Origin of the sequence: Nocardia coubleae NBRC 108252 (genome assembly GCF_001612805.1) — a bacterium.
GTDB classification, from domain to species: domain Bacteria; phylum Actinomycetota; class Actinomycetes; order Mycobacteriales; family Mycobacteriaceae; genus Nocardia; species Nocardia coubleae.
Map to the genome: position 1 here is coordinate 43,988 of NZ_BDBD01000013.1, position 12,619 is coordinate 56,606.

Here is a 12,619-nt window from a genome sequence, read left to right on the forward strand (position 1 = left end):
GTGACCGGTCTCGTACCCTTCCTCACGTGCAAGCACAGCCGCATCTGCCCCTGCCCCCCGAAATTCCCCTGGTCGACGAGCCGGGGGGTACCGATGTCGATCTGAAGACTCAGATTGTCCGGTTCACCCTCACGGGCGGTTTCTCGGCGATCGTCGACTTCGGCTTGCTGCTGCTGCTGTCGAATGTGCTCGGGGTGCCGGAGGTGCTCGCCAAGGCGATCAGCTTCATCGCCGGTACGACGACGGCCTACCTGATCAATCGTCGCTGGACGTTCCAGGCCGAGCCGAGCCGCAAGCGGTTCGTGGCGGTCGTCGCGCTGTACGCGGTGACGTTCGCCGTGCAGCTCGGGATGTATGCCGCGTTCGCGTTCGCGCTGCCCGACCAGTGGTGGCGTCAGGCGGTGGCGTTCGTCGTGGCGCAGGGCACGGCGACGGTGATCAACTTCGTCGTGCAGCGTGTGGTGATCTTCAAGATCAAGTAGTCAGCCGGCTTTGACTTCGGCGTGCTGGCGGCCCGCCTTCACACCGAAGTAGTCGCCGCCCTTGGCGCGGACGTTGTCGGTGCCCCATTCGCGGCGGTCGCGGGAGACGGGGATCATCTGCGGAATGTGCTTGCGGCAGTGGATGTATGCCTCTTCCACGTCGACGACCACCCACACCTGCGCGGCTTTGCCCCGTTCCGCGGGTGGCAGATCGGTGACGGCCTCGCGTAGCTCGCTGTCGGCGACCATGCGGGCCTTCCCGTTCACGTGCAGGCCGATGAGGTCGCGGACGAAGTCGATCATCAGGATCCCGACGTGCGGGTTCTCGAGGATATTGCCGAGGCTGGCCATCACCCCGTTACCACGGTATTCGGGGTACGCAATCGTGCGATCGTCGATCACGTGCAGGAAACCGGGGGTGCCTGCGCGGAAGCTGGCGTCGCATTCGCCGTGCGCGTCGGCGGTGGAGATGAACGCCATGTCCATCCGGGTGACGAATTCCATCATCATCGGGTTCAGATAGTCGATGACCTGGTCGTCGTAGAACCGTTCGGCGCGTTCGGTGGTGCCCAACGTTTCCTGAAGCTCGTGCTCTCCGTCGCTGCCGACCTGTGTTCCAGGCATCGGGGCCCCTCTGCTGCCGAAGTGCTGTGACCACAATCTCATTGGAGTCTAGGGGAGTTCGGCGCGCGGCGTGGCGAGTCCAGTATTGCGAAGGACCGTAACGGGCGGTTTGCTTCGGGTTTCCTGGACGACGACCGATCAGGCCGGACCGACCGTCACCGGCACACCGTTGAAGACGGCGGTTCCGGTGATCGCGTCGACGATCGAATTGTCGGTCAGCGCATTGGCATTCACGCCTGCGTGTGCGCGGGCCACCGACTGGGTGGTGCTCGCGGCGTGTCCCCACCCGTGCGGCAGGCTCACCACTCCGGGCATGATCGCCGCTGTCAGCTCCACTTGCACGGTCAGTGAGCCGGCGGCCGAGGTGATCTCGGCCGCCTCGCCGATGCCGAGGCGGTCGGCGTCGTCGGGGTGGATGTGCAGGGTGCAGTGGTTGGATCCGCCGACGAGTGCCTCGATGTTGTGCATCCAGCTGTTGTTGGAACGCAGCTGCCTGCGCCCGATCAGCACCATGGGCGGCGCACCCGCCGCGAGGCCTTCCCGTAGGCGCGACACATCGGCGAGCAAGGGCTGCGGTGCCAGGTCGACGCGTCCCGATGCGGTCCGCAGCACCCCCGGCAGCCGCGGTTCCAGCGGGCCGAGGTCGATGCCGTGCGGGTTGTCGAGGAGGGTGCGCAGGCCGAGGCTGCCGCCGTTCCACGCGCCGTAGGGGCCGAGTTTGAGCATCAGGTCGACGCGCTGTTCGGTGGTGTCGGCGCCCTCGAGCTCGTCGCGCCGGTCACTCATGCCCGCCTTGTGCAGCATGCCTGCGATGACCAGCTCGTCGATCATCGCGACGGCCTCGTCGCTGTGATGCGGCTGCCCGCTCACGGCCGCGGCGAGCCGGGCGAGCACCGCCGATTCCGACGGCCTGCCGTCGAGCGGCACCAGCGGGCGGGAGTAGCGCGCGTAGTTGCGCACCGCGAAGTGCAGCAGCGCGAAGTCGTAGTGCGGTGACTGGATCGAACGAGGCGGCGGCAGAATCACATTCGCGTGCCGGGTCGTCTCGTTGACGTACCGGTCGACGCTCACCATGAAGTCGAGCCCGGCCAGTCCCGCGTCGAGCCGCGCGCCGCTCGGTGCGGAGAGCACCGGGTTGCCCGCCACCGTCACCAGCGCGCGGATCTGACCTTCACCAGGGGTTTCGAGTTCGTCGGCGAGGGTGGCGACAGGGAGTTCGCCCATGGTTTCGGGCAATTCGCGTACCCGGCTGGTCCACCGGCCCGGCCGGAACGGCTTGGTCCGCGTGATGCCGAGCGCCGCGGGGGTGGCGAACATGGCGCCGCCGGGGGAGTCGAGATTGCCGGTGAGGACATTGATCGCATCGACGAGCCATTGGGTCAGCGTGCCGAATTCGGTGGTGCACGTGCCGATTCGGGCATAGACGGCGGCCGTCGGGGCGGCGGCGAGTTCGCGCGCGATGCGGCGGATGGTCCCGGCCGGAATGCCGGTGCGTTCCGTCGCGATCTCGGGGGTGAAATCCGCTGCGGCCACGCGCAGTTCGTCGAGGCCGTCGACCTCCACGCGCACGTCGACCAGGTTCTCGGCGAACAACGTGTGCACCACCGCGAACAGCAGATACGCGTCGGTGCCGGGCCGGATGAAGAGGTGTTCGTCGGCCAGCTCCGCCGTGCGCGTCGCCCGGGGATCCACCACGACGAGCCTGCCGCCGCGCGCCCGCAATGCCTTCAACCGGCCGGGGAAGTTGGGCGCCGTGCACAGCGAACCGTTCGATTCCAGCGGGTTGGCGCCGAGCATCAGCAGGTAGTCGGTGCGGTCGAGGTCGGGAACGGGCACGACCATCGGGTCGCCGAACATCAGCCCGGCGGCCACCTGCTTGGGCATCTGATCGGCGGTGCTGGCGGAGTACACGTGCCGGGTGCTCAGCGCGCGGACCAGCGCGGGTGCGTAGAGGGCGCCCGCGATCGTGTGGGCGGTGGGATTGCCGAGGTAGACGGCGGTGGCGCCGGTGCCGTGTGCCGCGTGGACGGCGGCGAAACGCTGCGCGATCAGGTCGAACGCCTCGTCCCAGCTCGCCGGGCGGAAGTCGGCGCCGTCGCGGATGAGCGGAGTGGTGACCAGGTCGGGGTCGTCGTCGAGCTTGCCGAAACCGGCGCCCTTCGGGCAGATGAAGCCCTTGCTGAACGGATCGTCGCGGTCGCCGCGCACCGAGAGCACCCGGTCGTTGTCGTCGAGGGTGATGCTCAGGCCGCAGACGGCCTCACAGAGCGGACAGGTGCGAAGCAACGAACGCGGAGCCATGGTTCATGCCTACTCCACCCTGGCCGCTCGGCACCGGGAAACGCAGAAAACCCGCGAGGCGACGTGGGGATCCGTCGCGGTCGCGGGTCGTCTGTGGAAAAGCTGCCTCAGCAGGCCACGGTCAGGGTGGCGCGCTTGCGGGTGGCGGCGGCGCGCACGGCGGCACCGAGCGCGACGACCGGCGGGATCCAGCGGGCCTCGGACGGGGCGACGCCCCACGACGCCGAACCGGCGGCCAGCTGGGTGGGCGGCAGCGGGATGCTCGCACCGTCGGTGTGCACCAGCGCACCGGCCTCGCGCATCGCTGCGATGGCCATGGTGGCCTTGGCGACGCCGGTCACCAGGTGGATCTCGCGACGCTCGGCGCCCGGGATCTCGATCACGGGGCCGGACAGGTTGTTGGCGCGCAGGAAGCGGCGGACCTCGCCTGCCATCTCGCCGGTGATCTCGATGGCCGAAACGTTCTCGTCGGTCACCAGGCACAGGCCGTTGGTGGTTTCGGCGACGTTCCAACCCCGCGCGGCGTAGTCCAGCGCGGCGGCACCCTTGTCGGCGGCCATAGTGTTGGTCGGAAACGTCGTGCGCACTGTGTTCTCCATTCCCCGAAGAGCTCTGTTCCTGCGTTCATGGGCGTATCGGCCCAAGGTGGCCGAGTTGTTACGCGGATTCCGAAAAATAATCGAGAGTGTCTGCTTCGTCTCATTCGACGAACCTTCGCTATCGCAGGTTCGGTCCCCGTGGTGTTGGCGTGTCGTCGGAAAGCGGGCAGGATTCGGACCATGACCGACGTGCCGAACACCACCCCGGCCGGTGAGCCGGAGGCCGAGGAGTTCGAGGCCGAATCCCGCTGGCTCTCTTGGAAAGAGGCCGACGTGAAGCGTACGGCGTCGCGTTCGCGAGAGCAGGCCGAGGACTCCGAAGAGACCGAGGCGATGAGGCTCGCGCGCGACGCGGGCTTCGACGATCCGTTCCGCAGCACCCGCTCGGCCACCCAGTGGGGCGCCGAGGCGCTTCGCTCCCTGCTCGACGTGCAATTCCGCAGGCCCGCGACCCGCACGCTGCTGCCGCTGGCCTACATCCTGTGCGTGATCTCCTTCGCCATCGGCCTGCCGATCGCGCTGACGGTGCTGATGTGGAAGGCCTCGGCGGTGCTCGGTGTGCTCGCCGCCCTCGTGGCCGTTCCGCTCGGGCTCACCATCGCCGCCTCGGTGCGGTTGATGCTCGAATTCGCCGACAACGCCGCCCGGCTCGCGGGCCGGGTCGAGCACATCAGCGAACTCGCCGACGGACTGTTCCAAGCACTGTCCGATGTCGCCGAACCGGTGAATCAGTTGTCCGAAGATGTTCGCGCCGTTCAGTTCTGGCGGTTCCGGAAGAAGAAGTAGGTCTTGCGCGGTGTCCGATTCATTGTGAAACAATCCGTCCGCAGATCTGATGATGCGTCAGCTGCGAACGGCGGCCTCCAGAGGACAAGGGGGAGGCCGGATTTGGATACAGGGGGGAAGTATGGCTTCACCGCAGGGCGTCACCGGTTCGACCATGCCGCGCAGGCAGCTGGGCAGGCACTTACGTGACCTGCGCAATCGTGCGCGGATGACCACCAGAACCGCGGCGGCGCAACTCGAGTGGTCGGAAGCGAAGATCTGGCGGATCGAAACGGGGCAGACATCGCTGCGCAGCCTCGATGTCGAGGCCATGTGCAAGGTGTACGGCGCGCCCGCCGACCAGGTGGAACCGTTGGCGGCGCTGGCTCGCGAAACCAAGGCAAGGGGATGGTGGACGAGTTACGGCGATGTGATTCCGGAGGGTTTCGAGGTCTACATCGGGCTCGAAGAGGCGGCGGCCGAGCTGTCGATCTACGAGGACGGCCTGGTCCCGGCGCTGTTGCAGACCGAGGACTACACCAGGGCGCTGCTCGAACGCACGGTTCCCGAACTCACCGACGCCGACCTGGAACGTCGGCTGCGGGTGAGCGCGGCCAGGCAGGCGTTGCTCACCAGGGCGGGCTCACCGTTGCGGCTGCGGGTGGTGCTCGCCGCGTCGGTGCTGTCGCGCCGGATCGGTGACGATCGGGTGCTCGCCGGTCAGCGTGCGCGGCTGCGTGAGCTGGCCGAACGCGACACCGTCGACATCCGGGTGATCCCGGACGACTGCGGCTACCACGCCGGGCTCGAGTCGGGCCGGTTCACCGTGCTCGATTTCGACGGTGACAACGCGGTCGACAAGCAGGAACCGCCGGTGGTCTACGTGGAGACCTTCGCCGGTTCGGTCTATCTCGACAAGCCGGCCGAATTCGACCGCTACCGAGCCGCTTTCGCCGACATCACCGCCGCGGCGAGCGCGACGGTGTAGCTCCTACCAGGAGTCGGTGAGTACCGAACGGTGCGTGGGCAGGGCCTGGTCGTAGACCGCCCTGCCCTTTTCCGTGAGCTTGACGAAACACGCCCGCCGGTCGCCGTCGCAGGTGATGCGTTCGACCAGGTCGTCGCGTTCGAGCCGGGCCACGGCGCGCGAGAGCGCGCTCTGACTCAGGTAGATGTCGCCGGACAGGTCGGTCATGCGGTACTTCTCGCAGGCCGCGTCGACGAGACGGTCGAGGATCTCGAACTCGCTGAGTCCGATCCGGTGTTCGTTCTGAAGCGCCTTCTCCAGTGCGCAGCTCACGGCGGCGTGCCGGTCGAGCAATGCGCGCCACTGGCCGACCAGCTCGGTGGGCGCTTCGTTGCGCCGAGCTGTGTTGGCCGGGTTCGACATGCGGCCATCTTAGTGCGCCCGACCGATCCATGCAACTGCATTAAATGTGTTGGCATTAAATGCGCATGCATGTAATGTCCTCCGCATGACTTCGCCAGCAACGCTCTCGGCCACCGAGGCGACCGACCCGACCCGGTGGTCCGCTCGCCTCTGGGGCCTGCTGATCACCCTGTGCATTGTTCTGTTCCTCGACGGTCTCGATGTTTCGATGATCGGCGTCGCCCTGCCGTCCATCGGCGCCGAACTCGATATGTCGACCTCCACCCTGCAGTGGCTCGTGGGCGGTTACGTCCTCGGCTACGGCGGTCTGCTGCTGCTCGGTGGTCGCACGGCCGACCTGCTCGGGCGCCGCAAGGTGTTCCTCATCGCCCTGGCCGTCTTCGCGGTCGCGTCCCTGATCGGTGGCCTGGTCAGCGATCCGACGCTGCTGATCGTCACCCGCTTCATCAAGGGTCTGGCCGCCGCGTTCACCGCGCCGACCGGCCTGTCGATCATCGCCACCACCTTCGCCGAAGGAAAGGCGCGCAACAAGGCGCTGTCCATCTACACCGTGTTCGGCGCGGGCGGTTACTCCATGGGCCTGCTCTTCGGTGGCCTGATGACCGGCGTCGGCTGGCGCTGGACCTTCCTGCTGCCCGTCCCGATCGCCGTCGCCGCGCTGATCTCGGCGTTCGTGCTGATCCCCAGGGACGGCAAGGCCGAGGAAGGCGGCCACGATCTGCTCGGCGCGCTGCTGTCCACCTCGGGCATGCTGCTGCTGGTCTACACCGTGGTCACCGCGCCCGAGGTCGGCTGGGCCTCGGCCCGGACCGTCGTCTCGTTCATCGCCGTGGTCGCCCTGTTCGCCGCGTTCGTCGTCACCGAACAGCGCGTCGCCCACCCGCTGGTCCGGCTCGGGATCCTGCGCAAGGTGTCGCTGGTGCGGGCCAGCCTGGCCATCATCGCGGTCGCCGGCTCGTACTTCAGCTGGCAGTTCATCGTCACGCTGTACCTGCAGGACACCCTCGGCTGGTCGCCGCTGAAGCTCGCCATGGCGCTGCTGCCGGTCGGCATCCTTGTCGTCGCCTCGGCGTTCTTCTCCGACAAGCTGATCGACCGCTTCGGCACCGGACCGGTGATCGCCGTGACCATGTCGGTGATGGCCGTCGGCTACCTGCTGTTCCTGCGGATCGACACCGCGCCCGACTACCTGACCGTGCTGCTGCCCGCGGTCCTGCTGATCGGTATCGGCTGGGTCGGCTTCCCCGCCATCAATGTGCAGGCCACCAGCGGTATCGACGACGAGGAGCAGGGCCTGGCGGCCGGCGTGCTGCAGACCTCTATGCAGGTCGGCGCGGCCGTGGTGCTCGCGGTGACCACCGCCATCGTCACCTCCGGCGCCGCGCACGGCACCTCGCCGCAGCAGATGCTCGACACCTACCGCCCCGGCCTCGAGTTCGCCGCCGGTGTCACGGTGCTCGGCGCACTGGTCGCGCTCACCGTCTTCTGGCCGCGCAAGCGGGTCACCGACGCGCCGGTGGTCGAGGAGGAGAAGGTGCTCCAGACGGTCTGATCTGAAGCGCTGAACGGCACCACCATGCACGGTGGTGCCTTTCGGCGTATCAGGCGAACCGCGGCGCTGCCTCGTCTTTGGCGGAGCGGATGAAGGTGAGCGGGCGGCCGTCGCGGCCCTCGGTCGGCCAGTCGATGGCCAGCCGGGGGTCGAAAGCGTCCAGGTCACGGTCGAATTCGGGGGTGTACTCGAGCGAGCACAGGTAGGTCACCGTCGAGTAGTTCTCCAGCGAGAGGATGGCGTGGCCGAGACCCTCGGACAGGAACACCGAGCGGCGGTCCACGTCGTCGAGCAGCACGCTGTCCCAGCGGCCGTAGGTGGGCGAACCCGGTCGCAGGTCGACGACCACGTCGAGAAAGGCGCCGCGCACACACGTCACATACTTGGCCTGGCCCGGCGGGTCCTCGGTGTAGTGGATGCCGCGCAACACTCCCGCGGCCGACACCGAGGTGTTCACCTGGTGCAGGTCGAAGGGCCGCCCGGTGGCCTTCTCGAACTCCGAGGCCTTGAACGACTCGCAGAACATGCCGCGGTCGTCGCCGAGCAGGCGGGGGGTGACCACCCACGCGCCGGGGATGGCCAGTTCACGGATCTCCATGCGCTACCAGTCTTTTCCGCGGTCGATCAAGTCGAGCAGGTAGCGGCCGTAGCCGGAGCGAACCATCGGTTCGGCCAGTTCGCACAGCTGGTCGTCGGAGATCAGGCCGCGCCGCCACGCCACCTCCTCGGGCACCCCGATCTTGAGGCCCTGGCGTTCCTCGATGGTCCGCACGTAGTTGGCGGCGTCGAGCAGCGAGTCGAAGGTGCCGGTGTCGAGCCAGGCGGTGCCGCGCGCGAGCACGTCGACGCTGAGCCTGCCCTGCTCGAGATAGGCGCGGTTGATGTCGGTGATCTCGTACTCCCCGCGCGCCGACGGACGCAGCTCGCGCGCGATCTCGACCACGTCGTTGTCGTAGAAGTACAGACCGGGGATGGCGTAGTTGGAGCGCGGCACCTTCGGCTTCTCCTCGATGGAGACCGCGCGACCGTCCACGAACTCCACCACGCCGTAGGCGGTGGGGTCGCTCACCCAGTAGGCGAACACCGCGCCGCCGTCGATGTCGTGGAACCGGTGCAGGCTGGCGCCGAGGCCGGGGCCGTGGAAGATGTTGTCGCCGAGCACGAGCGCGGCGGGTTCGGTGCCGATGTGGTCGGCGCCGAGCACGAAAGCCCTGGCCAGGCCGTCGGGTTCGGGCTGGACCACATAGCTGATCGACACCCCGAACTGGCTGCCGTCACCGAGCAACCGGGTGAACGCCTCGGCATCCTCCGGCGTGGTGATGACGAGAATGTCGTCGATCCCTGCCAACATGAGGGTGGACAAGGGGTAGTAGACCATCGGTTTGTCGTAGACCGGGACGAGCTGCTTGCTCACCCCGCGCGTGATCGGGTGCAGCCGCGATCCGGTGCCGCCCGCCAAGATGATTCCGCGCATAGGTGGCAAGTCTGCCAGTTCCGGCGTCGCAGGAGTCGGGGAGGTTCCGACACGTGGACGAATTGATCACGAACGTTTCGCGACCGGGTGTGTCGGTCGATAACTGGGACACGGCGGCGTTCATCTGATTATGTGAGCGTCGATGTGTGAAACATCACTGTGTTAGATGTCAGCGTCGACATCCGATCCGGGGCTCGCACCCGGGCCATCGAGTCGACGCGCCAGTGTGAGGTAGGTGCGCGATGGAAGCCTCGAAGATCGGCAGGCCCGGTGTGTTGGGCGGGATCGTCCCCGCTGCCCCCAGGGTCACCACCAGTCCGAAGGCGGCGGGAATCGTCGTCAACTCCGGGCGGACGAGCACCGCGTCGCGCGTGCTGATGGGTGCCTGCGTCGGCGTCGTCGGACCGCTGCTGCGCACCGTCCCCATCAACCGGACAACCATCCCCATCGGCGGAATCGCCGTCGACCTGCTCGCGCGCCTGCGTCCCGAACCGACGGGCATCGAGCGCGAACAGATCCAGCTCGACGGATTCAAGATGGAGATGATCCGTCCCGCGGGCGCCTCGCGGGCGCTGCGTCACGGCGCGCTGCTGTATCTGCACGGTGGCGGCTTCGCCGTCTGCGGATTGTCGACCCATCGGGCCGTCGCCGCCGGGCTGGCCAGGCGGACCGGGCTGCCGGTGGTCAATGTGGAATACCGTCAGCTGCCCGGTTCGATCGACGCCGCCATCGACGACTGCGTCCTGGCCTACCGCTGGCTGCTGCGCCACGGCGCCGACCCGGGCCGCATCGTCTTCGCCGGTGACTCGGCGGGTGGGTTCCTCACCTTCGCCACCGCGCTGCGCGCCCGCGACATCGGATTGCCGTTGCCCGCCGGTCTGGTCGGCCTGAGTCCGCTGCTCGATCTGGACTACCGGGCGAAGAAGGACTACGTGAATGTGCGCCGCGACGCCTACATTCCGCTGGCCGGGCTGGAGGCCGTGGTCCGCCTCGGCGCCGAGCACGAGGGTCCGCTCGACGCGAAGCTCTCGCCGGTCAACGCCGATCTGGCCGGGTTGCCCCCGGTACTGCTGATCGCGGCCGAAGACGAATTGCTGCGCTACGACTGCGAACTCATGGCCCATCGGCTCGGTGCGGCGGGTGTGCCGCACACACTCGAGCTGTGGCGGGGCCAGGTGCACGCCTTCATGAGCATCCTGCCGGACATGCCGGAGAGTCGTTCGGCGCTCGGACGGGTCGCCAAGTTCGTGCGGGAAGCGGTGGCGCCCGCCGAACGTGCCCGCACCGCCTGACCTCGAAACGACAGGTGCCCCGCCGCAACTCTTTCGAGTCGCAGCGGGGCACCTGGCGTACCTGCTCGCGAATGCGCTTACGCGAGTGCGGTTATCGCACGTTCCGAACCGGAATTACTTGGCCGGCGGGGTGAACGGCGAGGTGACGGTGGCGAAGTACTGGATCGCCGCACCGATGGCGACCGGAGCGGTGATGAACAGCTGACCGGCCAGCACACCGAGGAAGCCGACAGCGGCGGCACCGGCGATGCAGCCGGCCAGCGGGCCCGCGCCGAACAGGGCAAGGAGGGCGCCGGTCAGGACCAGGCCGGCACCGGCACCGGCGATGCAGCCGACAGCCGCGCCACCGAGGCCACCGACGAGGGCACCCATGGTGGCGCCGACGGAGATGGTGTCCTTCAGACGGTTGAACGCCGCGACCTCACGGTCGTACTCGGTCTTCCAGGGCGCCTGCGCCTCGTAAGGCAGGGCGACCGGCTTGTAGACGGCCTTGGCCGGGTCCATCACCGGGGTCAGGGTGGCGGTGTTGCCGGAGATCTCGGCCACGATCGGGAGCTCGTGCTCTTCGATGCGGAACGCCAGCGGGGTGCCCGCGACGACGGTGCCGTCGGCCGCCTTGATCTTCAGGACATTGTCCTCGACGACCATCGAGCCGGCATCGGTGGTGACGACGGCCTTCGAGTCCTCGACGATTTCGGCGGTGTAGTTGATCGGGGCAGCGGCGGCCGGGGCCTCTTCGGCGTGCGCGGTGCCGGCGGCGACGCCCATGGCAGCGATCAGCAGCGCCGAAGTGGCGGCGAATTTCCTCATCAGCATTTTTGTTGAACCTCGATGTTGGAGCGTTCGGAGGGGACCCGATGATCAAAAGCCCCCGCAGCTAACGAGCGGTGAACCACCTGTGTACTTCTATTCAAATTCTGTTCACCGTTGATACCCCAGGGCCGGTGCGCACCTAGAAACCTGAGTGCCGACTAGGGTTTTTCTCAGGAAAGCAGACCCCGGGTCGTAACCTGAACGCGCCCGGTGTGACGGACATCACGGTGTAAATACCGTGACTGTTTCTACCTGGGCGAGTGCCGGTTCGCTTTCTGTCCCCGATCGCGAGCACGTATCGTTGTCGCCGTGCGAGTGCTCGTTACCGGCGGGGCCGGATTCATCGGTGCGAATTTCGTCCAGCAGACGGTGGCCACGCGCCCCGACGTAGCGGTGACCGTCCTCGACGCGCTCACCTACGCCGGAAACCGGGCGTCGCTCGATCCGGTGGCCGACCGCATCGAATTCGTCCACGGCGACATCGCCGATCTCGACCTCGTCGACAATCTTGTCAGCGGTGTCGACGCGGTTGTGCATTTCGCCGCCGAATCCCACAACGACAACTCGCTCGCCGAGCCGTGGCCGTTCGTGCAGACCAATATCGTCGGCACCTACTCCCTGCTTCAGGCCGTGCGCCGCCACGACGTGCGCTACCACCACGTTTCCACCGACGAGGTCTACGGCGACCTCACCCCCGACGACCCCGCCTTCACCGAAACAACGGCCTACAACCCGTCGAGCCCGTATTCGGCGACGAAAGCGGGCAGCGATCTGCTCGTGCGCGCTTGGACCCGTTCCTTCGGTGTGCGCGCCACGCTGTCGAACTGTTCCAACAATTACGGCCCGTATCAGCACGTGGAGAAATTCATCCCACGCCAGATCACCAATTTGATCGACGGCGTGCGCCCGCGTTTGTACGGTGCCGGTCATCAGGTGCGCGACTGGATTCACGTCGACGATCACAATCGCGCGGTGTGGGACATTCTCGAGCGCGGCCGAATCGGGCAGACCTATCTCATCGGTGCCGATGGTGAACTCGACAATCTCACCGTTGTGCAGTTGATTCTGGAAGCGTTCGATCGCGATCCCGCCGATTTCGACCACGTCACCGACCGGCCCGGCCACGATCAGCGCTACGCCATCGATGCGAGCCTGCTGCGCACGGAACTCGGCTGGTCACCGCGCTACAGCGACTTCCGGGCCGGACTGGCCGACACCATCACCTGGTACCGCGAGAACGAGGACTGGTGGCGGCCGAAGAAGGCCGACACCGAACGCGCCTACGCCGCCGCGGGCGAGCAGAAACTCTGACGGACTACACCGTCGT

13 protein-coding genes are annotated in these 12,619 nt (G+C 67.3%); 6 read left to right on the forward strand and 7 right to left on the reverse strand.

Annotated features, from left to right (window positions below; translation table 11 throughout):
* The first annotated feature begins 26 nt into the window (after positions 1-26).
* Positions 27-482, forward strand: a complete 456-nt coding sequence (locus NCO8_RS15165) for a GtrA family protein (protein ID WP_084457194.1) — start codon at positions 27-29, stop codon at positions 480-482.
* Here NCO8_RS15165 and NCO8_RS15170 read toward each other — a convergent pair whose 3' ends face one another.
* The 3 genes from NCO8_RS15170 to NCO8_RS15180 all read right to left on the reverse strand — a co-directional run bounded on the left by NCO8_RS15170 (position 483) and on the right by NCO8_RS15180 (position 4,006).
* Positions 483-1,106 (reverse strand): pyridoxamine 5'-phosphate oxidase family protein, encoded by a 624-nt coding sequence (locus tag NCO8_RS15170; RefSeq protein ID WP_067640267.1) that lies wholly within the window; start codon positions 1,104-1,106, stop codon positions 483-485.
* Positions 1,107-1,244: 138 nt separating this feature from the next.
* A complete protein-coding gene (locus tag NCO8_RS15175) occupies positions 1,245-3,407 on the reverse strand; it encodes a molybdopterin-dependent oxidoreductase (protein WP_067640269.1) in 2,163 nt (720 codons plus the stop codon).
* A 107-nt stretch (positions 3,408-3,514) separates the two neighbouring features.
* Positions 3,515-4,006 carry a hypothetical protein gene (locus NCO8_RS15180; protein ID WP_174550332.1) on the reverse strand — a complete coding sequence of 164 codons (492 nt, stop codon included), beginning with the start codon at positions 4,004-4,006 and terminating at the stop codon, positions 3,515-3,517.
* Between the two features lie 180 nt (positions 4,007-4,186).
* Here NCO8_RS15180 and NCO8_RS15185 point away from each other — a divergent pair, with 180 nt between their 5' ends.
* Together NCO8_RS15185 and NCO8_RS15190 are read left to right on the forward strand one after the other, a co-directional pair.
* On the forward strand, positions 4,187-4,792 hold the full coding sequence (locus NCO8_RS15185) for a DUF4282 domain-containing protein (RefSeq protein WP_067494828.1): 606 nt from the start codon (positions 4,187-4,189) through the stop codon (positions 4,790-4,792).
* Positions 4,793-4,913: 121 nt separating this feature from the next.
* Complete coding sequence (locus NCO8_RS15190) at positions 4,914-5,759, forward strand: helix-turn-helix domain-containing protein (protein WP_067640271.1); 846 nt, start codon at positions 4,914-4,916, stop codon at positions 5,757-5,759.
* 3 nt (positions 5,760-5,762) lie between these two features.
* Here the strand turns inward: NCO8_RS15190 and NCO8_RS15195 are convergent, their stop codons facing one another.
* A complete protein-coding gene (locus NCO8_RS15195) occupies positions 5,763-6,161 on the reverse strand; it encodes a MarR family winged helix-turn-helix transcriptional regulator (RefSeq protein WP_067494823.1) in 399 nt (132 codons plus the stop codon).
* A gap of 85 nt (positions 6,162-6,246) precedes the next feature.
* Here NCO8_RS15195 and NCO8_RS15200 point away from each other — a divergent pair, with 85 nt between their 5' ends.
* Positions 6,247-7,713 carry an MFS transporter gene (locus NCO8_RS15200; RefSeq protein ID WP_067640273.1) on the forward strand — a complete coding sequence of 489 codons (1,467 nt, stop codon included), beginning with the start codon at positions 6,247-6,249 and terminating at the stop codon, positions 7,711-7,713.
* A gap of 49 nt (positions 7,714-7,762) precedes the next feature.
* On the opposite strand, the gene NCO8_RS15205 is transcribed toward NCO8_RS15200, so the two are convergent.
* Positions 7,763-8,311, reverse strand: coding sequence for a dTDP-4-dehydrorhamnose 3,5-epimerase family protein (locus tag NCO8_RS15205; protein WP_067640275.1), 549 nt, complete (start codon positions 8,309-8,311; stop codon positions 7,763-7,765).
* 3 nt (positions 8,312-8,314) lie between these two features.
* Positions 8,315-9,187, reverse strand: a complete 873-nt coding sequence (gene rfbA / locus NCO8_RS15210) for a glucose-1-phosphate thymidylyltransferase RfbA (protein ID WP_067494815.1) — start codon at positions 9,185-9,187, stop codon at positions 8,315-8,317.
* Between the two features lie 242 nt (positions 9,188-9,429).
* Between rfbA and NCO8_RS15215 the strand changes: the two genes are divergently transcribed.
* Entirely contained in the window at positions 9,430-10,479 is a 1,050-nt protein-coding gene (locus NCO8_RS15215; RefSeq protein ID WP_084457196.1) for an alpha/beta hydrolase, read from the forward strand.
* A gap of 114 nt (positions 10,480-10,593) precedes the next feature.
* Here NCO8_RS15215 and NCO8_RS15220 read toward each other — a convergent pair whose 3' ends face one another.
* A complete protein-coding gene (locus NCO8_RS15220) occupies positions 10,594-11,295 on the reverse strand; it encodes a DUF8020 domain-containing protein (RefSeq protein ID WP_067640277.1) in 702 nt (233 codons plus the stop codon).
* Positions 11,296-11,601: 306 nt separating this feature from the next.
* Here NCO8_RS15220 and rfbB point away from each other — a divergent pair, with 306 nt between their 5' ends.
* Positions 11,602-12,603, forward strand: coding sequence for a dTDP-glucose 4,6-dehydratase (rfbB, locus tag NCO8_RS15225; protein ID WP_067640279.1), 1,002 nt, complete (start codon positions 11,602-11,604; stop codon positions 12,601-12,603).
* The last annotated feature ends 16 nt before the right edge of the window (positions 12,604-12,619 follow it).

Bases quoted from the DNA above. Each gene is read 5' to 3' on its own strand.
- NCO8_RS15170 (WP_067640267.1), bottom strand. From the start codon at position 1,106: ATGCCTGGAACACAGGTCGGCAGCGACGGAGAGCACGAGCTTCAGGAA.
- NCO8_RS15175 (WP_067640269.1), bottom strand. From the start codon at position 3,407: ATGGCTCCGCGTTCGTTGCTTCGCACCTGTCCGCTCTGTGAGGCCGTC.
- NCO8_RS15180 (WP_174550332.1), bottom strand. From the start codon at position 4,006: ATGGAGAACACAGTGCGCACGACGTTTCCGACCAACACTATGGCCGCC.
- NCO8_RS15185 (WP_067494828.1), top strand. From the start codon at position 4,187: ATGACCGACGTGCCGAACACCACCCCGGCCGGTGAGCCGGAGGCCGAG.
- NCO8_RS15190 (WP_067640271.1), top strand. From the start codon at position 4,914: ATGGCTTCACCGCAGGGCGTCACCGGTTCGACCATGCCGCGCAGGCAG.
- NCO8_RS15195 (WP_067494823.1), bottom strand. From the start codon at position 6,161: ATGTCGAACCCGGCCAACACAGCTCGGCGCAACGAAGCGCCCACCGAG.
- NCO8_RS15200 (WP_067640273.1), top strand. From the start codon at position 6,247: ATGACTTCGCCAGCAACGCTCTCGGCCACCGAGGCGACCGACCCGACC.
- NCO8_RS15205 (WP_067640275.1), bottom strand. From the start codon at position 8,311: ATGGAGATCCGTGAACTGGCCATCCCCGGCGCGTGGGTGGTCACCCCC.
- rfbA (WP_067494815.1), bottom strand. From the start codon at position 9,187: ATGCGCGGAATCATCTTGGCGGGCGGCACCGGATCGCGGCTGCACCCG.
- NCO8_RS15215 (WP_084457196.1), top strand. From the start codon at position 9,430: ATGGAAGCCTCGAAGATCGGCAGGCCCGGTGTGTTGGGCGGGATCGTC.
- NCO8_RS15220 (WP_067640277.1), bottom strand. From the start codon at position 11,295: ATGCTGATGAGGAAATTCGCCGCCACTTCGGCGCTGCTGATCGCTGCC.